The organism is Pradoshia eiseniae, assembly GCF_002946355.1.
GTDB lineage: Bacteria > Bacillota > Bacilli > Bacillales > Pradoshiaceae > Pradoshia > Pradoshia eiseniae.
In genome coordinates this window covers 286,777-310,646 of the sequence record NZ_PKOZ01000001.1, presented here as the reverse complement: position 1 = coordinate 310,646, position 23,870 = coordinate 286,777, and the positions used below count along the sequence as shown (strand labels likewise).

27 protein-coding genes are annotated in these 23,870 nt (G+C 43.0%); 12 read left to right on the top strand and 15 right to left on the bottom strand.

What is annotated here, in order from left to right:
• The first annotated feature begins 10 nt into the window (after positions 1 to 10).
• Positions 11 to 1,228: an aryl-sulfate sulfotransferase gene (locus CYL18_RS01540; RefSeq protein WP_104847703.1), complete on the top strand. Its 1,218-nt coding sequence runs from the start codon at positions 11 to 13 to the stop codon at positions 1,226 to 1,228.
• Positions 1,229 to 1,298: 70 nt separating this feature from the next.
• Complete coding sequence (locus tag CYL18_RS01535; protein WP_104847702.1) at positions 1,299 to 1,502, top strand: hypothetical protein; 204 nt, start codon at positions 1,299 to 1,301, stop codon at positions 1,500 to 1,502.
• Here CYL18_RS01535 and CYL18_RS01530 read toward each other — a convergent pair.
• The 3 genes from CYL18_RS01530 to lepB form a co-directional block, all read right to left on the bottom strand.
• Positions 1,484 to 1,711, bottom strand: a complete 228-nt coding sequence (locus CYL18_RS01530; RefSeq protein ID WP_104847701.1) for a hypothetical protein — start codon at positions 1,709 to 1,711, stop codon at positions 1,484 to 1,486. The genes CYL18_RS01535 and CYL18_RS01530 overlap by 19 nt on opposite strands.
• A gap of 166 nt (positions 1,712 to 1,877) precedes the next feature.
• The gene (locus CYL18_RS19580; RefSeq protein WP_269089180.1) at positions 1,878 to 2,006 is read right to left on the bottom strand and encodes a hypothetical protein; all 129 of its coding nucleotides are present in this window, start codon (positions 2,004 to 2,006) and stop codon (positions 1,878 to 1,880) included.
• Between the two features lie 208 nt (positions 2,007 to 2,214).
• The gene (lepB, locus tag CYL18_RS01520; protein WP_104847699.1) at positions 2,215 to 2,760 is read right to left on the bottom strand and encodes a signal peptidase I; all 546 of its coding nucleotides are present in this window, start codon (positions 2,758 to 2,760) and stop codon (positions 2,215 to 2,217) included.
• Between the two features lie 202 nt (positions 2,761 to 2,962).
• Here lepB and CYL18_RS01515 point away from each other — a divergent pair, with 202 nt between their 5' ends.
• The 3 genes from CYL18_RS01515 (at position 2,963) to CYL18_RS01505 (ending at position 5,889) form a co-directional block, all read left to right on the top strand.
• Positions 2,963 to 4,621 (top strand): glycosyl hydrolase family 28-related protein, encoded by a 1,659-nt coding sequence (locus tag CYL18_RS01515; protein ID WP_104847698.1) that lies wholly within the window; start codon positions 2,963 to 2,965, stop codon positions 4,619 to 4,621.
• Between the two features lie 71 nt (positions 4,622 to 4,692).
• Positions 4,693 to 5,562 carry a hypothetical protein gene (locus CYL18_RS01510; protein ID WP_104847697.1) on the top strand — a complete coding sequence of 290 codons (870 nt, stop codon included), beginning with the start codon at positions 4,693 to 4,695 and terminating at the stop codon, positions 5,560 to 5,562.
• Between the two features lie 114 nt (positions 5,563 to 5,676).
• Positions 5,677 to 5,889 carry a DUF378 domain-containing protein gene (locus CYL18_RS01505; RefSeq protein WP_104847696.1) on the top strand — a complete coding sequence of 71 codons (213 nt, stop codon included), beginning with the start codon at positions 5,677 to 5,679 and terminating at the stop codon, positions 5,887 to 5,889.
• A 25-nt stretch (positions 5,890 to 5,914) separates the two neighbouring features.
• On the opposite strand, the gene CYL18_RS01500 is transcribed toward CYL18_RS01505, so the two are convergent.
• Positions 5,915 to 6,094 (bottom strand): hypothetical protein, encoded by a 180-nt coding sequence (locus CYL18_RS01500; RefSeq protein ID WP_104847695.1) that lies wholly within the window; start codon positions 6,092 to 6,094, stop codon positions 5,915 to 5,917.
• A 290-nt stretch (positions 6,095 to 6,384) separates the two neighbouring features.
• On the opposite strand from CYL18_RS01500, the gene CYL18_RS01495 reads away from it, so the two are divergent.
• From CYL18_RS01495 to CYL18_RS01485, 3 genes are read left to right on the top strand one after another with little or no spacing between them, the layout of a single operon-like run.
• Complete coding sequence (locus tag CYL18_RS01495; protein WP_104847694.1) at positions 6,385 to 7,698, top strand: TrkH family potassium uptake protein; 1,314 nt, start codon at positions 6,385 to 6,387, stop codon at positions 7,696 to 7,698.
• A 26-nt stretch (positions 7,699 to 7,724) separates the two neighbouring features.
• Positions 7,725 to 8,378 (top strand): potassium channel family protein, encoded by a 654-nt coding sequence (locus tag CYL18_RS01490; protein ID WP_104847693.1) that lies wholly within the window; start codon positions 7,725 to 7,727, stop codon positions 8,376 to 8,378.
• Positions 8,379 to 8,389: 11 nt separating this feature from the next.
• A complete protein-coding gene (locus CYL18_RS01485) occupies positions 8,390 to 9,115 on the top strand; it encodes an MOSC domain-containing protein (protein ID WP_104847692.1) in 726 nt (241 codons plus the stop codon).
• Positions 9,116 to 9,223: 108 nt separating this feature from the next.
• On the opposite strand, the gene abc-f is transcribed toward CYL18_RS01485, so the two are convergent.
• Positions 9,224 to 10,927 carry a ribosomal protection-like ABC-F family protein gene (abc-f, locus tag CYL18_RS01480; protein WP_104848320.1) on the bottom strand — a complete coding sequence of 568 codons (1,704 nt, stop codon included), beginning with the start codon at positions 10,925 to 10,927 and terminating at the stop codon, positions 9,224 to 9,226.
• A gap of 408 nt (positions 10,928 to 11,335) precedes the next feature.
• Entirely contained in the window at positions 11,336 to 11,608 is a 273-nt protein-coding gene (locus tag CYL18_RS01475; RefSeq protein ID WP_104847691.1) for a hypothetical protein, read from the bottom strand.
• A gap of 248 nt (positions 11,609 to 11,856) precedes the next feature.
• Between CYL18_RS01475 and CYL18_RS01470 the strand changes: the two genes are divergently transcribed.
• From CYL18_RS01470 to CYL18_RS01460, 3 genes are all read left to right on the top strand, one after another.
• A complete protein-coding gene (locus CYL18_RS01470) occupies positions 11,857 to 13,050 on the top strand; it encodes a dicarboxylate/amino acid:cation symporter (RefSeq protein WP_104847690.1) in 1,194 nt (397 codons plus the stop codon).
• A 308-nt stretch (positions 13,051 to 13,358) separates the two neighbouring features.
• A complete protein-coding gene (locus CYL18_RS01465; RefSeq protein WP_104847689.1) occupies positions 13,359 to 13,643 on the top strand; it encodes a hypothetical protein in 285 nt (94 codons plus the stop codon).
• Positions 13,644 to 13,989: 346 nt separating this feature from the next.
• Positions 13,990 to 14,178 (top strand): hypothetical protein, encoded by a 189-nt coding sequence (locus CYL18_RS01460; RefSeq protein ID WP_104847688.1) that lies wholly within the window; start codon positions 13,990 to 13,992, stop codon positions 14,176 to 14,178.
• 74 nt (positions 14,179 to 14,252) lie between these two features.
• Here CYL18_RS01460 and gndA read toward each other — a convergent pair whose 3' ends face one another.
• The 5 genes from gndA to mce form a co-directional block, all read right to left on the bottom strand.
• A complete protein-coding gene (gndA, locus tag CYL18_RS01455) occupies positions 14,253 to 15,671 on the bottom strand; it encodes an NADP-dependent phosphogluconate dehydrogenase (protein ID WP_104847687.1) in 1,419 nt (472 codons plus the stop codon).
• Positions 15,672 to 15,757: 86 nt separating this feature from the next.
• Entirely contained in the window at positions 15,758 to 17,032 is a 1,275-nt protein-coding gene (locus CYL18_RS01450; protein ID WP_104847686.1) for a DNA polymerase IV, read from the bottom strand.
• Positions 17,033 to 17,124: 92 nt separating this feature from the next.
• Complete coding sequence (locus CYL18_RS01445) at positions 17,125 to 18,255, bottom strand: M20/M25/M40 family metallo-hydrolase (protein WP_104847685.1); 1,131 nt, start codon at positions 18,253 to 18,255, stop codon at positions 17,125 to 17,127.
• A gap of 236 nt (positions 18,256 to 18,491) precedes the next feature.
• Complete coding sequence (locus tag CYL18_RS01440; protein ID WP_104847684.1) at positions 18,492 to 20,039, bottom strand: acyl-CoA carboxylase subunit beta; 1,548 nt, start codon at positions 20,037 to 20,039, stop codon at positions 18,492 to 18,494.
• Positions 20,040 to 20,041: 2 nt separating this feature from the next.
• A complete protein-coding gene (gene mce, locus CYL18_RS01435; RefSeq protein WP_104847683.1) occupies positions 20,042 to 20,455 on the bottom strand; it encodes a methylmalonyl-CoA epimerase in 414 nt (137 codons plus the stop codon).
• A 153-nt stretch (positions 20,456 to 20,608) separates the two neighbouring features.
• Between mce and prli42 the strand changes: the two genes are divergently transcribed.
• On the top strand, positions 20,609 to 20,704 hold the full coding sequence (gene prli42 / locus CYL18_RS19135; RefSeq protein WP_149917114.1) for a stressosome-associated protein Prli42: 96 nt from the start codon (positions 20,609 to 20,611) through the stop codon (positions 20,702 to 20,704).
• Between the two features lie 66 nt (positions 20,705 to 20,770).
• Here prli42 and CYL18_RS01430 read toward each other — a convergent pair whose 3' ends face one another.
• The 4 genes from CYL18_RS01430 to CYL18_RS01415 all read right to left on the bottom strand — a co-directional run bounded on the left by CYL18_RS01430 (position 20,771) and on the right by CYL18_RS01415 (position 23,777).
• The gene (locus CYL18_RS01430; protein WP_407984516.1) at positions 20,771 to 21,292 is read right to left on the bottom strand and encodes a L,D-transpeptidase; all 522 of its coding nucleotides are present in this window, start codon (positions 21,290 to 21,292) and stop codon (positions 20,771 to 20,773) included.
• A gap of 55 nt (positions 21,293 to 21,347) precedes the next feature.
• A complete protein-coding gene (locus CYL18_RS01425) occupies positions 21,348 to 22,322 on the bottom strand; it encodes an aromatic acid exporter family protein (protein WP_104847681.1) in 975 nt (324 codons plus the stop codon).
• Positions 22,323 to 22,401: 79 nt separating this feature from the next.
• Positions 22,402 to 23,124, bottom strand: a complete 723-nt coding sequence (locus CYL18_RS01420; RefSeq protein ID WP_104847680.1) for an amino acid ABC transporter ATP-binding protein — start codon at positions 23,122 to 23,124, stop codon at positions 22,402 to 22,404.
• Complete coding sequence (locus CYL18_RS01415; protein WP_104847679.1) at positions 23,121 to 23,777, bottom strand: amino acid ABC transporter permease; 657 nt, start codon at positions 23,775 to 23,777, stop codon at positions 23,121 to 23,123. Before CYL18_RS01415 ends, CYL18_RS01420 begins: the two co-directional genes overlap by 4 nt.
• Positions 23,778 to 23,870 lie beyond the last annotated feature (93 nt).

The following is a 23,870-nucleotide window of genomic DNA, read 5'->3' as shown; positions in this document are numbered from 1 at the left end:
GGAGTATGAAATGAAGAAATATGTAACCTTAATCATCACATCCGTTTTCCTGATAGCCACCTTTTCTATTTATTATGTTCATTTAGCTCTCGCTAAGAATGACAAGACCCAGCTCTTCATTGAACATGTGGACGGAGACAAGGGATTATTAAAGGATATCAGTGTCAGCGGCGTCTATCATTTAGGAAATACGTCTGACTTCTTTACGATAACAGAACGGGAAACAACCTATGCTTCTGACCTTCCCTTTTTCAAAAAAATCGATGATATAAGTAGATCACCAGACAACAAGCACATGGATGAGTTAAGGAAGAAATACCCTTCCTTCATGCGAGGGAAGTTTTATGAAGGCTATTTTTTCGAGGATGATACTCAAATTATCTATGCGGAAGTTGATTACACCAATTCATATAATGGTACATTGAAGGACCTTCGCTTCTCAATCGATACGTTAGACAAAGAGCAGAAACAAACAAATTCATATACGATTGACGTACCGAAACAGAAAGATATCTTCCAAATGGAGGTTTTTGATGTTCAGTATCTCTATGACGAGGTACGTATTATCACATCTAACCAACAATCCAATCCTAATTTAACAGAGGTCCGCGAATATACGATTAGCTTAAAAAAGAATCAAATTACAGATGAAAAGATCATCCTCACAAAAAACGAGACAACAAATGATTATTACTCTACCATGTCCTTAACGGAACGAAATGCCCTCCAGCCTTCTGACATTGCCATGCTCCAAACGGTTGAAGAGCAGACTGATGATGATGGAGCAATCACACAATCAAAATCGAAAATGTATATCTATCATTATAAGGAGGCAAAGCTTTCAGAGTTAACAATGCCTGCCGAACTTCAGGATCCGACGGATGCTGATCTTTCATACATGTACGATGAAGAATATCTTTATGCAAACCGTTCAATACACGACGGAGATGTGCTAAAAGGAACAGTGTATAAAATCGATTTAAAAACCGGTAAAATAGCTAAAGAAATCAACTTCACTCCGAACAGCCGCCTTCAAATTGATTGGATTAACCTAAACGAGGATTCCATCCAATTATTTGGACGTGATTCGGATAGTTCCCCTGCCTTTGCCGTCTATTCTCTTGAGGAGGGAAAACTGCTGTTTGAAGGCAGGGTTACGGCAAAGAAATCAGATAAGGTGAACTTTACAGACCTTCAATACTCCCTTGACACTATTAGCGGTATTTAACCCGGCGTTTGCGTTTTAACCCTCCTAGAATGGGAATAAGGTAAGAACATGATTAAGTGGAGGGGAAAATATGTTCTATATCTATTTTGAAACGGAATCTCGCCTGCTGCATGAAGGCACAAAGTATAATATCGAAGTGCCAACTCGTGCCATGCAAGACGAAATCGCCAGCGACCTCGAGAAATATGGAGAGGTTTTCAATGTGCAAAAGTTAAATGAACCAGTTTCTGAGTATCCGGTATTAACGCCAGAAACCTACAAACGGAATATATAATAAGAGAGCTGGACCGAATCCTTTCGGTCCAGTTTTTTGTGTGATAAACCACGCCTCCCCGTCTTTCTCCCATCCTTGCCCCATGAAGCATGGGCATTGGGTGGGCTTTGCATGGCTTTTCCAGCCTTCTCCCATCTTTCTCCCACCCATCCCCCATGTAGCATGGGCATTGGGTGGGAATTGCCTGGCTTTTCCCATACTTCCCCCATCTTTCTCCCACCCTTCCCCTATGAAGCATGGGCAAAGGCTGGGCTTTGCATGGCTTTTCCCAGGCTTCCCCCACCTTTCTCCCACCCTTTCCCTATGAAGCATGGGCATTGGGTGGGAATTGCCTGGCTTTTCCCAGGCTTCCCCCATCTTTCTCCCACCCTTTCCCTATGAAGCATGGGCATTGGGTGGGAATTGCCTGGCTTTCCCAGGCTTCTCCCATCTTTCTCCCACCCTTCCCCCATGAAGCATGGGCATTGGGTGGGAATTGCCTGGCTTTTCCCATACTTCCCCCATCTTTCTCCCACCCTTCCCCCATGAAGCATGGGCAAAGGCTGGGCTTTGCATGGCTTTTCCCAGGCTTCTCCCATCTTCCTCCCACCCTTACCCCATGAAGGAAGGACATTGAGCAAGAATCCCCGACCCCCCCATCATTCGAGGATTCATCCCAGACAAAAAAGAGAAGCAAGATTTCTCCCGCTTCCCCGTTCTAAAATTCAAAGTCTCATTCCGTTTTACGTGCTTCCTTAATCGGCATAACGACATATTCGCTTACACCGATAACTTGGTCTTCATCAATCAAACCCAGTCCGTTTCGGCTGTCCATGCTGTTCAAGCGGTTATCGCCTAAGACGAAGTATTTATGGGCTGGTACAATGATTGGCCCGAAGTCCCCAGTAAAATTCATGTTTACAGCATGAGCTTTTTCGCGTTCCTCTTCAATATAGGGTTCCTCGACTGCTTCGCCATTGATTAATAGTTTGTCATTGGTCATTTCGACTTTATCACCTGGAAGGCCGATGACACGCTTGACATAGTTGATGTCCTCATCTCCATTAATAATGATGATATCTTGGCTTTTGACAGACCCAGTATAAGTAGCAACTTTATTAACGAGCAGCTTTTCATTGTTATTTAATGTGGGCTGCATAGAGGCCCCTTCTACGATAAATGGTTCAAATATGTAGGCTCGAACGCCAAACGCCATGATGAGCGCGATTGTTAAAGCTGTAATCCAGCTGAACAGTTCAGATTTCATTATCTTTTTCATACATGTCACCCTTTATTAGGTTTCTATCTTTTGAGCCGTCTTAGTGTAACTGCTTCCCTTATTGTAGCATGTTAAACTAATTTTTCCTTGTACTGGCATCCATTCCTTCTTTACATTTGTGTTACGGTTTGCTTGCCTATGGGAAGGGAATAAAATCATAATAAGGATGGAATGGGATGACTGCAAGAAAGGGGAAGTTTTCATGCTGAACTTATCGAGAAATCATGATTCCAAGAAAAATGAGCAGCTGCTTTCGAAGTGGCTTCCGAAAGGGCGTACCATGCTGAGCCTTGCAGTAGAAGCAGAGCAGGTATTAAAGGAAACGATTCGCCAAAATGAGCGAAAGAAGAGAACCCCTTCCTTAACGAATCGTTATGCTTACTTCTTTCCTCGTCTCTTTCTGACGACCAAAAAGGCTCCTGACTCAAATTATCTTCCTGCCCTAAAGGAAGGAACCCTTTATCCTGAATGGAAGGATGAGCTGGATTCAGAGTATGATGTGCTGAACAAGGCAATCAACAAGCAGGTAAATGTGCTTGATTATGGTGCTGTTGGTGATGGCAGAACCGATTGCACAAAAGCCTTCACCAAGGCAGTAGGAAATGGTCGAAGAATGGTTTTTGTCCCTGAGGGCACTTTTGTCGTAAAAGGGATTCGGCTTCCTTCCCTTACGTGCTTTATTGGAGAGGGACGAGGAAAGTCGATTATAAAGCTATCTGAGAAGGCTGGCATTTCTGCTACTCTTTTGACAAATGCCAATCCGATTAGAGGCAATCATCATATTCTGGTTCAAGGGTTGACCCTTGATTGGAATGCTGCCCGCCTGCCGGAAGGGCAAAAGACAAGTGCGGGAAATAACCGCTCCAGCTGTCTTACTTATGCACATGTCACATATGGATGGATTAGGGACGTGGAGGCAGTGAATGCGGGCCTTCATGCCTTTGATCTATCATCAAGCTTTTATACATATTTCGGAGACGGCACATGGTCACGAGGACCAAGCCGATTTATCTGGGTTGATCATGTGACAGGACATGGATTTGGGGATGATGGGGTGACGACCCATCATAGCAGCCATCTGCTCATCACGAACAGCCATATGTGCTTCCCAAGCGGGCGGGCCCATCAACAGGGATTCTCCAATTCAAACGGCTTTGAGGTGGATGACGGTTCGAATGATGTTTGGCTCATCCATAATTCATCCAGCCATTGCTTTGGCGGCGTGGAAATAAAAGCCCATGCCACAGCTTCTGCTGCAAGCAATGTTCATATTTATGGGCATTTGTCGGTTCATGATAATCGTTCCTTCAATTTCCGCCATATCGGTCATCATTTGCATACCGACCCAGATTCACTTTCAGCCTTTAATATCAGTGCAGTGAATCTTGTATCACTAGCGCCTGTCTATACCGATTTATACAAAGGTTCTGCCCCTCGCTGTTTGGTCGTCTCGGCATATCAAAATGTCGTCATCAATCAGCTGACAATGATTGGTGACCCTGACTATGATTATCAGGGCGAACCAGCTGCAGCCCTTCAATATAAATCAAGATTCATCACCCTGCGTCACATCTCAGCGCGCCACTTTAAATCAGCAGGGGCAGATATCAAAATTTTTGGAGGAAATCAGCCTGCAGACAATATCCAGCTTGAAGGGTTACAGTTTAACGATTCGGCTCCAATCGGCATCGACATCGGCCCTAATGTGAAGAATATCGCGATTTCCTCCCTTTTAGCCGCCAGGGAGAAGGGAGTTGCGGCTATCCGTGCTGCTGGACATTCAGTCCATTTATCTAACATTGAGACCACCGGCTATCAATCATCGATTAAATATGCCGGAAAAACCAATCATCTGTCATAAAAGGGCGCATGAGGGCATACCTATTTAGTGGTTGAATTTATTTGTATGTATCACGAAGAGGTGAACCTTCAATGAACCTGTTATTAAAGCTTGTGAAACAGCTAGTCATTTTCTGCAAGGAATTTCTGCCTCCTGTGTTGTCACTCATTTATTATTCAGGAATCGTCACCGTGATCGGATGGACAATCGCTAAGCTTCTATTTCTTGAACCCGCTCCGTTTTCTGCCGACCCATCCGTTCCGCCTAGCTGGTGGACAGAATATATCATCAAGCCGATTGTGTCCTCAGACGTAAACCGCATCATTTTTAAAGGCCTTTTTTATCTCTTCATCTGGATTCTTTTGTTCATGATTATCCCCTTGACCACGCGTCAATTAAAGCGCTTTCGCTTATTCCAGATGGAATTTGAGGTTGAGGATAAGGAAACGGCCGCTGTGGAGTTTATTGAGCTGCAGAGCGAGAAAGCGACAATTCTTTCGCATATGTATTCTGATGCGTTCATTGGAAAGCTTTTCACCTTCCTTGATGAGGATTCCATGGAGGTGGACTATCAATCTGCATTATCCTACTTTCTGGAGGATCTAAAAATAAGCTACCGGCAAAATTATCATATCCCCTTTGAATTCATGACCTGTGACTTTGATCAATTAAGCGGTGTTGAACGAAGCTATGCCGAGCTTTCCAAGGAAACTGGCGAACCAGAGGTCATCAATTGGGAACGGCCGCTCGAAAAGTTCAAGAAAAACCGCTTGATTTTTCATTTCCTCTTTAAAGGCATAGAAAAAGTAACTATACTTTCAAGCCACTCAGCGCAGTTCGATATTATTGACAAACAAAACATCCTCTTCCTCCATTATGCTCTTATGTCCCAATCCGAAATCATTGAATATGCCATGCAGCTTGAGAAAGAAGAATGGCCATTCATGAAAACTCCTATATAATTTAAAATTCTTATACAAAATATATACTTTTTTTATACATTTTGGTTTAAGAACCTAAAATTCAGTGAATATACAAAATGTAATAAAAATAATTAAGAAAAGGGGATTTTACAAATGAATGTCGTTCAAAAAATTGCACTTGTACTAACTATTATCGGAGCAATCAATTGGGGATTAGTCGGCTTCTTCCAATTTGACCTTGTTGCAGCATTATTCGGCGGCCAGGATGCCATCCTATCCCGCATTGTCTATGCTTTAGTCGGTATAGCTGGTTTGATTAATCTTGGGCTATTGTTTGCGCCAACAAAAGAAACAAGAGTAGATTAATAAAAAACAAGCAGCATTCCCCTCCTTATGCGAGGGGTTTTGTTTTGGGAAAATGTGCAGCATGCCGTTTTAACATTTCTTGAACGACTTGATTATTAGGAGCCACCTCCCTCGGATCCCTCACCCTGCTCTTCTTCTCACTGAACGGTTTCTCGAACCGCTCTCCTTTTTTATAGCGGTCATATACATCACGGATATGATCCATACATGATCCCCTCCCTTGGTCCTCAAATTATATATATTCAAGAAATCCATTAAATTCCTCATCTATTTAACTATTAATCTATTCTTTCTTATCTAAACAGGCTGTCAGGAACAGGAAAAGGTGTGAGGATATTCACTATTTGAAAAAGGTCATTTTTATGATAAAGTTAGGAATTGTTTGAGGTGAAACCTTAAAACAGGCTCGACTAGGATTATTCATACAAAATATGCTATGATATGTTATCGAAAAAAATAAAAGACCTTATAATTTAAAAGAAATGGAGATTTTTTATGCCGCAAAGCAAATCTTCTATCCACTCATTTAGGCAGATCTTCTTTTTGTACATAGGCTTTATCATCGTATTCGCCTGTTTGTATCTGCTCCCTGTGTCAAAGACCGGGGATTTATCAGTGATTGATTCGTTATTCTTATCGACGAGCGCCTTGAGTGTGACCGGCTTAAGTACCATTGATATTGGTGCAGAGCTAACGAGAGTCGGCCAATCTATATTAATGGTAGAGATGCAGCTCGGAGGAATCGGAGTCGTCGTCCTCATCAGTTATCTTTTCTTGATGATGGACAAACGTATTACGGTTTCAAGCATGCTTCTCTTATCCAAGGACCAGAATCAGTACAAGTTAAGCTCCATTACATCCCTTGCGCTTTCAGTCTTGATTATCGCATCGATTGTGGAAACCATCTGTTTTATCATTCTTTTCGGTGAAATACGACCGCGCTATGATAATTACGGTGATGCTGTGTTTGTGACCGCCTTTCACTCGGTAGCAAGCTTTACGAATTCCGGGTTTGATCTCTTTGGGGACAGCTTGGTCTCATTTAAGCATAATAATCTGTTCCTCATCACAACAGCCATCACGATATTCTTAGGGAGCCTTGGTTATCCGACGATGATGGAATATATCCTTTCATTCAGAAAAAGAAAGACCTTGTTTACACGCATTAATATTCGCATGCATCTTCTGCTTTTATTTGCGGGTACAGTCCTTTATCTCCTGTTTGAGTCCACGAATGTACTTAGAGAACTGAACTTATGGGACAAGCTGACCAATGCTTTCTTCTTTTCAGCAACATCGAGAAATGGGGGCTTGACCACCCTTGATGTGTCTAGCTTATCCATTACGACCGTCCTTTGCCTAATGTTCCTCATGTTCATCGGCGGAGCTTCCTCCAGTACCGGGGGCGGGATTCGGCTGACGACCGCCGCTGTCTTATTAGCGAAGATTGGATCGGTAGCCAAATCTCGCAAGGAAGTAGTGATTATGAGAAAGACGATCACACAGGATACGATTGATAAGTCGTTTATGATTTTCTTTACCTTTATTACGCTCTTTTTCATTTCAACTATCTTACTGACGATCTGGCAGCCGCAGGATCTTGAACCAATCATGTTCGAGGTTCTCTCAGCATTGACGAATACAGGGTTGTCTTTCGGAATTACCAATGAATTGGCCATACCCTCCAAAACCATACTAATATTGCTGATGATCATTGGACGCATTGGTATTTTCAGTTTCATCTATACTATTTTCAAAGTTGAAAAAGCAAAAGCCAGATATTTAAAAGAGGACTTAGCTGTAGGCTAATCTAAGTTAAAGAGGAGAGTTAAACCATGAAGTCATATTTAGTCATTGGAGCCGGACGGTTTGGAACAGGGATTGTTAAGGAACTTCACAAACAGCATTGTGAAGTGGTTGTGTGTGACAAAGACGAACGAGACTTAGAATTACTCGAGGAATATGCTACTCATGCCATCGTTGGCGATTTCCGTGAACGGGATGTGCTGGACGAATTGAAGATTGACCAATTCAATGCGGTGTTTATTGCGATTGGCTCTGACGCTTATTCCGCAATCCTTATCACGAAGAAGGTGAAGGAGCGGAAAGCCAAGAAAATTATTGCCAAGGCCAACAATCGTGAAATCGGCGAAATCCTGCAAAGCTTAGGCGCTGATCGGGTCATCCTCCCTGAAGAGGAAGCAGGAAGAAAAGTTGCCCGCCAAGAATTGCTGACAGGCGTTATTGAATATATTGAAATTACAAAGGATATTTCTGCCATTGAAATGGAAGTGCCAGAAATGATGCACGGGAAATCATTGAATGAAATGAACTTCTCAAGAAAATTCGATATCACTGTTTCCTTGGTGCTTCGCAATGGAGAACCAATCCTTTCTCATTTTGCTGATTTGAAGCTGCAGCCTGGAGATGATTTCTTGCTCATCGGTTCCAATACAAATATCGATAAATTTAAGAAGAAATATAAATAGGGGTGAGAGCCTTGTTGGTCGGGCATGTAAAAGAACTAATCCGCCATCCTGTCAAATCATTCACTGGTGAACATGTCAATGAAACATCCATCATGTCTTATGGTTTATATGGAGACAGAAGCCATGCCTATTTAGATCAGACAAGGCCAAGTAAATTCCTAACGATTACACAGGCCCCTCAAATGGCTGCATTCAAGGCTTCGTTTACAGGGCCTGATAGGCTTGATGCCTATCCTGACATTTCTGTTCTATCCCCCGATGGAAGGCGAATGAAATGGGATGATCCGTGCCTTCTGAGAGAGCTTGAATCCATTTCCGGACGCCAAATCAGTCCTATTACCTATACGCCGGAATGTGTACCAATTGGGCCGCTTGAGGAGGATCATCTTCTCATTGTCACAGATGCCTCCATCCAATCCTTATCAGACGAATGGGGACATCCGGTTGATTATAGAAGATTTCGTCCCAATCTCGTACTGGAATTGCTAGATAATGAGGCCTATGCGGAGGAAACTTGGATAGGCAAACGCTTGCTAATCGGCGATACGATTGAATTATCGATTAACAATCCCTGTGAACGCTGCATGATTATTACGGTCGATCCCTCAACAGGCACAGCGGATGCCTCTTTGTTAAAATTAATCGCCAAGACAAGGCAAAATCATTTTGGTGTATACGGTTCAGTGATAAAAACTGGTACAATCCGCGTAGGAGATGCTGTCCGGGTAGTCACGTAATGGTTATATAGATAGACAAGATAGGAAAACGAGTTTGATAGGAGCTCGTTTCCCAGCAAATATCAAGCAAAAAGCCTGCTAACACTGATAGTTAGCAGACTTTTTTAGCTAAGAGTACTTACCCCGATTCCTCATGATTAATTTTTCCTGCGTCAACCGCTGAAACTCTTTTTCCAGCTCTTGATAAGATGCATCATCTCGGCTGAGACTGCTAAGCTTCCCTAGAACCTCTGTTAATTTCAGCTCATTGACCATCCAATCTTCCTCATTTGATTGACTCTCCTGCTTCGGCCGATCATGAACATTTATCCCTTCAATCCGCCTGATTCGACGATTTTCAATATGCAGCTTCTTGGTACATAGCTTCTCCGTGAAGAATCGGTCATGCGATACAACCAATAGCGAACCTGGATAAACAGATAAGGTTTTCTCCAGCTGTTCCCTGCTTTCAAGGTCCAAGTGATTCGTTGGCTCATCCAGGATGAGCAGATCATATCCTTCGAGAAGTAAGCCAGTGAGTTTTACTTTAATTCGCTGACCGAGGGATAAGGAACTGACTGGCACGTCTAAATGTTCCCTGTCAAACCCAAGGTTCACCAGTATCGTCTTTGCCTTATTAATTTCATCTCGACTATGCAAGCCGATGGCATCGACCGGTTTCTTCTCCAACGGCAGATCGCCTGCATCCTGGCTCATATAGCCGATCTTTAAGCTAGGACTTGCCCATAGTTCCCCTGAGGTAAGGCACTCCTCCTTCAGGATAATCTTGATAAGTGTCGTCTTACCTGTGCCATTGGCTCCTGTAAGGGCGATTTTCTCGCCATGCTTCATGTAGAAATGGCTGTTCTCAAAGAGAATTCGCTCACCGTATTTTTTCTTTATATCTCTTGCCTCAAGGAGGCGTTTTCCATGTTTGCCCCTGCCAAGAAAATCAAATTCAATTTTTGCCTCTTCAACTGGCTTTGCTGCCTGATGCTTATTCAGCTCTGCTTCAAGCCGTTTCTTCTTGGACTTCACTTGAATGTCCATTTTTTTCGCTTTTGCTCGGTAATACTCCTTATATCCCTCCTGCTTCGTCGACTGGCTATGTGCCTTCTCAGACCAATTGGTGAGCTGGGCAATTTGCTGCTGAATTCTGCGGATGTCCTTTTGCTGTGTTTCATACTGATGCTGCTGAATTCTTCTCCTTTCTTCTTTCTGAGCTCGATAAGACGTATAATTTCCTCTATATTCGTGCGCTACTCCCTCTTCGATTTCAAAAATTCTCGTAACTGTCTGATCAAGAAAATACCGGTCATGAGAAATGATGATGGCAGCTCCTTCAAAACTGGCCAATTCCTCAATAAGCCAATCCATTCCGGCCTGATCTAAATGATTGGTGGGCTCATCTAATATAAGCACATCTGGCTTAGAGGACCACACATAGGCCAATGCTAGCTTAATTCGCTCTCCACCGCTCAAATGCTCAAAACGCTTTTCCTCCCATGCCGGCAATTTTTCCATTCCCAGGCGGCTCGTGAACGTAAACAATCCATCCTCTGCTCTCGCCTCCACCATGGCTTGCATTGTCCTTGATGTATACTCAACTGATTGGCGCAAATAGCCTATTTTAATAAATTCATTCCTAAATTCAAGCGTTCCCTCATCACATTCAATGTCTCCTGCAAGAATATTGGCGAGTGTTGTCTTTCCAGCGCCATTTTTTCCAATAAGGCCAATTCGTTCATTTGCTTGAACCGTCAATGTCACATTAGTAAGCAACTGATGATCCCCATAGGATTTCTTTATTCCTCTTAGACTAATAATGTTCATCCCATTCACCTCTTCAAATTTAGGCATAATAAAATCCCTGAACAGAAACCTGTTTCAGGGATGTATGAGCCATTATCCGCAAAAATGACCGAACAAGCCCCTCCTGTATTATAAGGAGATCGCTTATCTGTCATCTGCTTTGAAAGAAGGGTAACTGGGCACACTAATCCAATTTTCAGGTTTCTGTTTTTTATTCAAAAACGGCCTGTAAAATCAGATTAGAATTTCATCGTCCCATATCAGTCCTTTACTTTAATTTCTTTAAGTATATGCATTCACTGTTGACAGTGTCAATAAACGAATGAAATATAGGGGTCCTGTTTTCTATTCACGAGTCCTTTTGCAGTATACCTACTATGGAAATCTATTTCCTATCTTCATATTGATTTCCCTCTAATTGCCTTCCATCTATAATACTGTTAAAAAATATAAGAGTGTTACAAAAGGGAAGATAATAAAGAGCACATTCATCATCTGCATGACTGATAAGAAATTAGTCTTCCTTTCGGCTGTTTTGTTGATATACAAAAAAGAAACCGCACCTATTAAGCATGGAATCATCCCGGTGACAGAAAATCTTTGAGGTGTTGAATACATTGTATTTATCAAGGCTATTGCACAAAGGACAACACTAGCAGCACAAAATAATAATGGAATCCAAATACTTCGATTTGCTGTCATTTTCCCCTCCTATAATTTTCCAAATAATAAATCAATTCCAGTGTATCATAATGATTTTGCATTTAGAACCAGTCATTTTGCGTCTTTAGATCTATTAGTTATCTATAATGGCTACCCCATCGATAATCTGGGTATTTATTCTGATTTTTCCTTTTAAACGAAATCTTTCAAGCAAATAGGTTACTATATGAGCCAATCTTGTGTATAATCCACATATGAAAAACAATTGTACACCTAAGGAGGACAACATGAAAAAATTTGGGATTTTACCTAAAATTATCGCAGCTATTTTCCTCGGAATAGGTATTGGCATGATTGCCCCGGCATGGCTGGTACGCCTATTTGCTACATTTAACAGTTTGTTCAGCAGTTTTCTGGAATTTATTATCCCATTCATCATTATCGGCTTTATTGCTTCAGGGATTGGCACAATGGGCAGAGGCGCCGGAAAAATGCTTGGAATTACGACTGGCTTAGCCTATGCTTCGACTATTCTGGCTGGTCTAATGGCCTTTTTTGCCGCAAAGACTTTCTATCCTGCATTGCTTCAAAATCAGACAAGCCAAAGCTTTGCCAGCCCTGAGGAAGCCTTGCTTTCTCCATACTTCACAATTGAAATGCCAGCGGTCATGGGCGTTATGACTGCCTTGCTGGTAGCTTTCACAATTGGCTTAGGGATGGCATCCATTAAAGGCGATGCCTTGCTAAAGGTGATGGATGAATTTAAAGAGATTGTTGTCAAGGTCATTAATTCAATCATCATTCCTTTATTGCCTATCCATATCTTTGGTATATTTGCAAATATGACACAGGGTGGCCAGATTGCCTCCATTATGAGCGTATTCGCTAAAGTTTTTGTCATGATCATCATCCTGCATTTAGTGATGATAGCCTTGCAATATACAGTAGCTGGAACGATTTCAAGGAAAAATCCATATCGGATGTTAAAGAATATGATGCCAGCATACTTTACAGCGCTTGGAACTCAATCCTCTGCTTCGACGATTCCTGTCACCGTAGCGCATACGAAGAAAATGGGCGTGAAAGAAAAAGTCGCTGATTTCACCGTACCGCTCCTAGCTACAATTCATTTATCTGGAAGCACGATTACATTGGTCAGCTGTTCGATTGCTGTCATGATGCTTCAGGGTATGGAGGCCAGTTTTGTCCAAATGTTCCCCTTCATTCTCATGCTCGGCGTCACAATGATTGCTGCTCCCGGTGTCCCTGGAGGCGCTGTTATGGCTGCATTAGGATTGCTAGAGTCCATGCTCGGGTTCTCTGATAATATGCTTTCTCTCATGATTGCCCTTTATCTGGCCCAGGACAGCTTTGGAACTGCCTGCAATGTAACAGGAGATGGAGCCATCTCAGCCATTGCTGAGCGTTTTCAACTAAAAGACGGCAAATCAACTACCAACTCACTGGAACAGATGATGTGAATAGATACATGAATGCCCCGTAACTGAGAGTATACGGGGCATTCTTTTTTGTATTATGTTGAACAGTAAGAACAATTAGCATTACTTCATTTATTCTTCTTATTATAAAAGCTGGTGGAATGGCGATCATTTGAGATAACATGCTTTGTAACCTGCGAACAGGCTGCACGATATTTTCCGGCACATTAAGGATGTACTTACTAATTTGATATAAATCTAAAGATACATAAAAGCATAAGCAGGATTTTTATCAATGTAGAGAGAACAACTTATTGGAAAGCTAAGCGGCAGACATTGGAGGTCATTGCATGTTTTTTGTCATCCCCTTTCTTTTTGCTAGTGCCATAATGGTGATCGCTTTACTATTTTCTTTAATTCTTAAACAGTTCTTCCATCCTCCCATCGCCAAAATCCCTGTCTATATGGCTATAGCTGCAGGAGCTGGCATCATTTATTACGGCTATAAGATTTTAAGAGGGTTTGAAGGTGCCATGTTTAGTTTAGTGGGAATCTTTACAATCATGGAGGGTTGGATGATTCTAAGCTTCCTGAAAGGCCTTTTTCATAAGAACTTCTTTACAAATGAAAGATAAATAGTCTTTGATGCTTCAAAGAGGATATCTGTTTCTCATTTCAACAAAGCATCTAGAATAGAGAGGAAATGGTTTTATTGAAGCTTACAAAAGTGGATATAGTTTGTCTGATAGCAGTCGTGATATTTTCGATGGCTTTCTACTGGTTTACCGAAGAAACAATACCCGATATTTACCGGATAACAATCATAATAACCGTCGCATTTACTGTAGGGATTATAAGAAAACGTTTGTCTAATCACTAATCCTACGGATAAATAAAGCCATGCTTCTAGCTTGTGATCTAGGGAGATTCCTCTAGGTTAATAAGCTATTCTAACCATATGGGAATGGGAGGAAACCTGTTATGAAACAGACAGGCAGTATTTTGATTGGAACAATCATGGTTTATATCCTGCTTTGTATTGGCAGCTATTATATTTTTCCTGAAGTAAATAGTTTCGCTGTAAGCAGGGCTGCTTCAGGTGTAATGGGTGTTGTCAGCTGGGCCATCGCTATGTTTGCCGTGAAGAAAATCATTAAAATACCCGCATAACGATTGTTTTTAAACGAATGGATAACAAAGAAACTCGCCCTATTTTTAAAGGCGAGTTTCTTTGTTCATTTTGCTTATTTATCTTCTTCCATCCACTCTGTATGGAAGATGCCTTCTTTGTCAACGCGCTCATATGTGTGGGCGCCGAAATAATCGCGTTGTGCCTGCAATAGATTAGCCGGCAATGTTTCAGCACGGTAGCTGTCATAATATGATAAGGCAGCGCTGAAGCATGGTACCGGGATTCCAGCTTGGATGGCCGTGCCGATTACTTCACGCAGGGCATCCTGGTAGCTTGTGACGATTTCTTTGAAGTATTCATCAAGCAGAAGATTCTTTAGCTCTGGATTGCGGTCATATGCATCCTTGATTTTTTGCAGGAATTGGGCGCGAATGATGCAGCCTCCGCGGAAGATCATCGCGATGTCTCCATATTGAAGATCCCAGTTGAATTCATCGGATGCAGCCTTCATTTGGGCAAAACCTTGGGCATAAGAGCAGATTTTGCTCATGTAAAGGGCCTTGCGAATGGACTCAATAAATGCTTGTTTATCACCAGCAAATTCTTTTCGTGCAGGACCAGATAATACTTTAGAGGCTGCAACACGCTCATCTTTCAAAGCTGACAAGAAGCGAGCGAATACAGACTCCGTGATAATTGGAAGCGGCACACCGAGGTCAAGCGCACTTTGGCTTGTCCATTTTCCAGTACCTTTTTGGCCAGCTTTATCAAGGATGATGTCCACCATTGGCTTTCCTGTTTCCTCATCCGTTTTCGTGAAGATATCAGCCGTGATTTCGATCAAATAGCTATCAAGCTCACCCTTATTCCACTCAGCGAACACCTCATGCAGCTCTTTTGCATTTAGTCCAAGGATATGACGGAGAAGAGCATAGGATTCAGAAATCAATTGCATGTCTCCGTATTCGATGCCGTTATGGACCATTTTCACATAATGACCCGCTCCATCCGGACCGATGTAAGTGCAGCAATCATCTTCACCAACTTTTGCAGAGATGGCCTTCAAGATTGGAGCAACAAGCTCATAAGCCTCTTTTTGTCCTCCTGGCATGATGGAAGGTCCTTTTAATGCGCCTTCCTCACCGCCTGATACACCAGTACCGATAAAGTAGAAGCCTTGTTTGCTGAGCTCTTCATTGCGGCGCTGCGTATCTTTGAAGAAGGTGTTGCCTCCATCAATAATGATGTCACCCTTATCAAGATGCGGAGTCAATTGAGCGATTGTCGCATCTGTTGCAGCACCCGCTTTGACCATGATCAAGATTTTGCGAGGTTTCTCAAGGGAATTGACGAACTCCTCAATTGAATATGTAGGAAGCACATTTTTGCCTTCCGCCTCTTTCATCATTGCTTCTGTCTTATCAGAAGAACGATTGTAAACGGAAATCGAATAACCACGGCTCTCTATATTAAATGCTAGGTTTTTGCCCATAACGGCTAAACCGATGACACCAATTTGTTGTTTTCCCATTGCTAACATTCCTTTCAATCATGGATTCACTTATATAAACCGTATTAACCTTAGCAATTTTACACCATTTGTGCAAGTTCTGAAACCTATTTTCCATAAGGACCATCATCCTTTGGCCGGTGCAAAAAATCTTTGCTGAAGCTCGTATTGCTCGCAGCATCCTTATCATGGATCTTAATGCCCTTTTTAATGATTTGACTTCCAAATTTCCTTGTAATCGCATTAACAGCGCTCTCTAGCTTTACTTCCTTCACATCCTGTGTATAGGAGAATAAATCTAGCTGCTTCATGGCCTCGTGCGCCTCAATGACCTCGTTGGCGGTGACGCCGAGCAAACGGACAGGATCGCCATTCCAATTCTTTACGAATAGGTCCTTCGCATGCATGTATAAATCCTCGCCCTTTATAATAGGGTTTACCAATGTTTTACCCCGAGTGACTGTCCTTCTATCCTTATAGCGTATCATAATTTGAACTTTTGATGCTAATAACTCTTTTTTCTTTAGCCTGGCACTTACTTTTTCACTTAAGCGTTTCAGCACGGCGAATAATTCTTGCTGATTCGTAATATCTCGCGGAAGAGTCGTAGAATTCCCGACACTCTTGTAATCAAAAATCGATTCAGGGTCGACCTCACGGCGGTCTATGCCATTGGCCCGTTCCTTTAGGCGGAGTCCATTAATTCCCAACAGCTTTTCAAGTGCACCCTCATAGCCATTCGCTAAATCCCCGATTGTCTTAATATGAATCGTGGCAAGCTTTTGGGCTGTTTTCTCCCCAACGCCATGCATCTCTCCCACTGGTAGCGGCCAGAGCTTATCCTTCACTTCCCGCTTGCGCAAAATGGTAATTCCCATTGGCTTTTTCATATCAGAGGCGGTTTTGGCCAAGAATTTATTTGGTGCAATTCCAATACTGCAAGGAAGTCCCATCGTATCCATGATGCGCTCCTGGATAGTATGAGCGATCTTGATCGGCGATTGGCCTTCGCAATAGTCGGTGATGTCAAGATAGCCCTCATCAATAGAGACAGGCTCCACGATAGGCGTAAAGGTGCGCAGCAGCTCAAAGATTCCTTGGGAGGCCGCTCGGTACCGGTCAAAATTAGGCTCCATCACTATCAGCTTCGGGCAAAGCTTTTGAGCTTGCCAGATAGGCATGGTTGTCTTCACGCCAAATTTCCGCGCTTCATAGCTGCATGTCACAATAATGCCTCTGCGTTCCTTCGCATTGCCGGCAATGGCCAAGGGCTTCCCCTTGAGCGATGGGTCAAATGCGATTTCCACTGATGCATAGAAGCTATTCATATCCACGTGAAAGATGATGCGCCCGCCTTTTTTTGCCTTCCCTTCTGCTGTCATGTCGTCTATAGACCTCCCCCGATTCTGCTCCTTGAAAAATGCATGATGGCAAAGAAGCCACCGGTGATGCCGGTGGCTCATTGCTTTCATTGTTACTTCGTTGGAGCAGCTACTTCTTCAATAATAGCCAATACCATTTCGCCTAATTTATATAGTTCAGCAATTGGCATTTTTTCATTCGTTGTGTGAATGTCTTCATAGCCTACAGCCAGATTGACCGTCGGGATGCCGTGACCAGCGATTACATTTGCGTCAGACCCGCCTCCGCTATGCTTCAATTCAGGTTCTCTGCCGATTTTTCTGGCAGCCTTCTTCGCTACTTCAACGACATGGTCGCCGTCTCCATATTTGAAGCCAGGGTACATAACCTCGATTTCAACTTCAGCAGTACCGCCCATTTCAGCAGCTGCAGATTCAAATGCCTCTTTCATGAGAGCAGCTTGTTTCTCCATCTTTTCTGTAATTAGGGAACGTGCTTCAGCCAAGATTTCAACATGATCCACAACAATATTGGTTTGTTTATTAGCACAATCAAATACGCCAATATTAGCTGTTGTTTCTTCATCAATGCGCCCAAGCGGCATTTTCGCAATTGCTTTTGCAGCGATTGTGATAGCTGAAACACCTTTTTCAGGAGCTACGCCTGCATGAGCGGTTTTACCTTTGATAACCGCCTTGATTTTTGCTTGTGTCGGCGCAGCGACGATGATGTTGCCAACCTCTTCATCGCTGTCCAATGCAAATCCGTATGTAGCTTTAATAAGGGATGGGTCAAGAGCTTTCGCACCAACAAGTCCGGACTCTTCTCCAACCGTAATGATAAATTGGATTGTACCGTGCTTTAAGTCTTTTTCCTTAATTACACGTAAAACCTCAAGCATGACAGACAGACCTGTCTTGTCATCAGCCCCGAGGATGGTTGTCCCGTCTGTGACGACATATCCATCTTTAATGCTTGGCTTAACGCCAGCACCCGGTGTGACCGTATCCATATGGGAGGTGAAATAGATCGTATCCGCACCTTCCACATTCCCAGGAAGCGTACAAATTAAGTTGCCCGCTCCAAATCCGGTTGTTTCCTTGGCATTGTCTTCGTATACATCCAGGCCAAGCGCCGTGAATTTATCTTTTAATACCTTTGAGATTTGTCCTTCGTTCTTTGTTTCAGAATCGATTTGGACTAATTCGAGAAATTCTTGCAATAATCTTTCTTCATTAATCATTCTTTCTTCCTCCTAACCAGGAATTAAGCTTTTATCTTATTAGTATACCGATGTTTTTCATTTAAGAAAAGGGAGGAACCCGAAGCTGCTCTAGACAGTTTTTGCCTATTAAGTATAACAATTATGAAAATACAGAAAAATTACAATAAAGGCTACCTACTCACGGATGCCTAGCAAAAACAAGGGATTGAGAATAATAACATTCTCAATCCCTTGTTGTCTACAATCTGAGTGTCTTATAAAGGAATATTCCCATGTTTTTTCGCCGGCCGGACTTCCTTTTTCGTTCTAAGTATCTCAAGTGCCTGAGCAATTTTGAGGCGGGTATCTCGCGGGTCAATGACATCATCGACCATCCCTTGACTTGCCGCCACATAAGGGTTGGCAAACTTCTCACGGTATTCCTCAATCTTTTGCTGACGCACTTTCTCAGGGTCTGGACTATTATTGATTTCCCTGGCAAATATGATATTGGCAGCACCTTGCGGACCCATGACAGCAATCTCCGCATTAGGCCAAGCATAAACCAGATCTGCCCCGATGGATTTGCTGTTAAGCGCGACATATGCCCCGCCATACGCTTTGCGCAGGATGACAGTCAGCTTTGGAACAGTTGCCTCTGAATAGGCGTAGAGGATCTTTGCTCCGTGGCGAATGATGCCGCCATGCTCCTGCTTAATTCCCGGGAAGAAGCCAGACACATCCTCAAATGTCACGATTGGGATATTAAAGGAATCACAAAAACGGATGAAGCGGGCCGCCTTGTCGGATGAATTGATATCAAGTCCGCCTGCCATGTTTTTTGGCTGATTGCAGACAAGGCCGATTGTTTCTCCGCGCAGACGGGCAAGCCCAACGACGATATTCTTCGCGAATCCCGCCTGAACCTCCATGAAGGAGCCCTCATCCACCACTTCAACGACGACCTTTCTGACATCATAGGGGCGCACCCCATCATATGGCACGATATCACAAAGATCTGGACGGTCATCATTCTTATCATCCCATTCCTTGCGGGGCGGCAATTGATCATTGTTAAGCGGCAGGTAAGACACAAGCCTTCTCACCATTTTTAAGGTCTCTTCTTCTGTTTCCCCTTCAAAATGAGCATTGCCGCTTATCGTATTATGAACCTTTGCTCCGCCCAGGTCCTCTGAGCTGATTTTCTCCCCTGTGACGGTTTCAATTACCTTAGGTCCCGTGATGAACATTTGGCTCGTCTTATCCACCATGAAAACAAAATCAGTGATAGCTGGTGAATAGACAGCCCCTCCTGCACATGGTCCCATGATGACAGAAATTTGCGGGACCACACCTGAATAAATTACATTCCGATAGAATACATGTCCATATCCATCAAGAGATGTGACCCCCTCTTGAATCCTCGCTCCCCCTGAGTCATTCAAGCCTATAATCGGAGCTCCATTCTTTGCGGCCAAATCCATAATGTTGGAGATTTTCTTGGCATGCATCTCGCCAAGCGCCCCCCCAAATACGGTGAAATCCTGTGAAAATATGTATACAGGCCTGCCGTCTATCTTTCCATAGCCGGTCACTACGCCATCCCCTGGCCCTTTAACCTGGTCTAATCCAAAATCTTTATTCCGGTGTTCGACAAAAGCATATAATTCAACAAAGCTATCCTCATCTACAAGAAGGTCAATCCGTTCCCTGGCAGTCAATTTCCCCTTCTCATGCTGCTTCTCAATTTTCTCGAATCCGCCGCCAAGCTCAATATCATTCCTTCTGTCATACAGCTCCGTGATCTTCTCGTAAATATCCACCCTTATTCCTCCCGTTTCGGTTTCTCGCATAATTCAACCAAAACCCTATGTACTGACTTAGGATGTATGAATGCCACTTCTGTATGGTGTGCACCAGGCCTCGGTTCTTCATCAATCAACTGCAGTCCTTTTTCTTTCAGTTCGGCGATTCGATCCTTGATGCTTGATACCTCAAGCGCAATATGATGAATCCCCTCTCCTTTTGTTTCAATAAATTTCGCGATTGCGCTTGTCCCATCCAGCGGCTCAAGCAATTCAATCCGTGTGTTCCCAGCTGAAAGGAAGGCAACCCTAACTTTTTGGCTTGGAACAATTTCCTCCCCTTCGTTAATCATCCCAAACACATCCTCGTATAGAGGAAGCGCTTCCGAAATAGATTTAACGGCGATTCCTATATGGTTGATTCCCCTTTGCATGCTCATCCTCCCTTTTTTTACCTATTTAAATAATAGAACATTCGTAAAATTCTATAAAGGCATATACCTTGAAAGAGAAGAAAATTTTTTTCACTTGAGGAGGAAGGCTAAAAATAGTAGTATCAAATCATGAGGAAATAAGGAGTGGAATTCATGTCTAATAAGCGTACTCAAAAAATCATCGTCTACTTAATGATTATTACCATGGTAGTAGTTACCCTGCTATCAGGAATTTCCGCTTTTTTATAGAAACAATAAAAAACACCAGTTGTCCCTGCCTACGGCAGCAGGCATCAAGCTGGTGTTTTTATATTTTTAAGGCTCAGTATCTGCACGGACGGCGCCATGCAGCTTTGCATAATGAAGGGGTGGCTCTTTACCTGAGTATATATACACCTTCGTCCCAATCGGAACGCGAGTGAACAAACGCTCAGCCTCCTTGTTTTTCATACGGATGCACCCATGGGATATATGCTTCCCGATGGTGTCTTCTTTGTTGGTGCCATGGATTCCATATACGCGGCCATTTGTCTTACGCGCATCAAATCCCATCCATCTGGTGCCTAGCGGATTTTCCGGGTTCTTAGAAGGTATGCGCTTGCTTGAATACTCGGGATTCTTGAACTTTGTCACAATTGTATACAGACCAATTGGCGTATCCTTCGTCTCCCTGCCGGTTGCCACTGAATAATGAAGGATTTCCTTTTCATCCTCATAGAAGAACAGTTCATTAGTCTGCTTGTTGATTATGATAAACGGATCGCCAGGAAGAGGGTTCTGGCCAAGCGGCCAAATCGGCGAGATAAGATGAATCAGAAACAAGAGTGATGGGAGCATGTTCATAGCATATCACCTTTTTTAATCTAGTATCTGATCAATCCAGATCGCTTATTCAATCCTGCTTAATTTTCGTAAATGGCAGCGGCTTCACTGTACTCTTGATGACGAGATAGTCCCGCAATTCCTTCCCCAACTGGAAAAGAGCAGCGCGGCGTTCAAACTCGTCGAAGTTTGACGGTATTTCCTTTTTCTTCAAATTATCAAGCAGGTCATCAAGCTGTTTGATATGCTCTTCTGTCGTGTTCCGATGATGGACATTATCGCTCAAATGGCCTATGAATTCGCCAATCTCCCGGCTGCCCTCATGTTCAGACAAATCCATCTTCCCAGCGAGCGGGAGAATTCTCTTTAAAATAGCGAGCTGCCTCTCCCTTAGCTTAAAGTAATGATAATAGGAGTCCTCACTTCCGGTAATATGATTCTCAAGATCGAGAGCAGCATAATAAACAGCTTTCTTGATGGCATTATCCGCCTCAATAATTTCCTTGCCTGTCCATATGCTGTTTCCGGTTACCAGGTATTCACTTAATTCCCTTAATATAATTCTGTATAAATTTTCTATTTTGTTCTTGTACTCAACAAGTTCACGATCCATGCTCGGCATATAGAAATTCACTAGAAAGGCTACGCTTATTCCTATAACCACAAGACCTACCTCATTCAGCAAGGTATCCACCGTAATGGAGTTAGATGCATATAAATGAAGAATAATTACGGAGCTTGTCACAATCCCGCCAGAAACTCTCAGTGCAACTGTAGTCGGAATGAAAAACAGAAGCATTAATCCAATCACAGGCGGCGTGTAGGCAATCCATTCGAAGAACAGATAGGAATAAGCCATCGCGATTAAACAGGCAACAAAGCGGTCCCATGCTGCCCTGAGCGATTTTTTCTTCGTGCGCTGAATGCATAAAATGGTAATAATCCCTGCGGAAGCAAAACTGTGGAGACCAATTAATTGCGCTATATAAATAGCCACTGGTGTACCAATAGCCGTTTTTATCGTTCGGTAGCCGATTTTGAACATTTATGTATCACCCCGATAAGTAATGTACCCAAAAAAAGATATTCTGAGCATCAGAATATCTTTCTTAAGAATAGGCTATTTATAATACTTTCTGCAAGAACTCTTTTGCGCGCTGTGATTTAGGCGAGGTAAAGAAAAGCTCTGGAGCGCTGTCTTCTACGATGACACCGCCATCCAAAAATAGCACCCTGTCTGCGACTTCCTTCGCAAACCCCATCTCATGTGTGACAATCGCCATGGTCATCCCTGAATTTGCCAATGACTTCATAACTTCAAGCACTTCTTTAACCATCTCCGGATCAAGAGCTGAAGTCGGCTCGTCAAACAGCATGATCTCTGGCTTCATTGCAAGTGCACGTGCAATTGCGACCCGCTGCTTTTGCCCGCCAGAAAGCTGTCCTGGATATTCATTTGCCTTCTCTGCCATCCCGACCTTAGCAAGAATATCCATTGCCTCTTTCTTCGCTGCACCCTTAGTCATCTTCTTCACTTTCACTGGTGCATACGTCACATTTTCAAGAACGGTCTTATGAGGGAACAGATTGAAATGCTGGAATACCATCCCGACATTCTGTCTCATGGCAAGGACGTTCGTCTTCGGCGCGGTAATTTCCTCACCCTTAATCCAAATAGTTCCGCCAGTTGGCGTTTCCATCAGGTTCAAGCAGCGAAGAAAAGTTGACTTACCAGAACCAGAAGGACCGATGACCGCAATCACTTCCCCCTCCTTGATTTCTGTCGTGATTCCTTTTAAGACTTCTAATTTCCCGAAGTTCTTTTGTAGATTCTCCACTTTAATCATGAATGCTGCAACCTCTTTTCAACCATTTTTCCAATAAACGTGAGAATCATGACGAGCACATAATAAATGAGTCCCGCAAACAAGAGCGGCTCTAAGTATTGGAATGTCTCGCCCCCTACCTGGTAGGCCCTTCTCATAATATCCATAACACCAATTGTCGTTACAATGGCGGATTCCTTCGTCAAGGTAATAAATTCATTCATTAAGGCCGGAAGAATATTCTTATAGGCCTGTGGCAGAATAATGTTCGCCATCATGCTTGTATAAGGCACTCCCAAAGCCATTGCCGCTTCTTTCTGTCCTTTATCGACAGCCAAGATTCCGCCTCGGATGATCTCCGATATGTAAGCACCCGAATTCAAGGAGAAGGATAAGACAGCCGCCCAATATCCTTCAATCTGAAAACCGAATAATTGCGGTGACGCAAAATAAATAATCATCAACTGGAGCACGAGGGGTGTGCCGCGGAAAATGCTAGTGTAGAAATCAGCCAGCCAAATCAACGCTTTAAGCTTTGAGATTTTGCAAAGCGCTAGTACTGTCCCTAAAATAAAACCGAAAACAGCAGCAAGCGCTGCGATTTGAAGGGTGATTTTCACCCCTTCCAAAATATAAGGCATCGACGGGATAATCCCGGTAAAGTCTAAATTCATAGTCATGTTTCTCCTTCTTCATCTATCATATCGCGGGAAATTGAAATGAGGGCTGAGGAGTCGAACAGAAAAGAAAAATTCCAGAAGGAACGA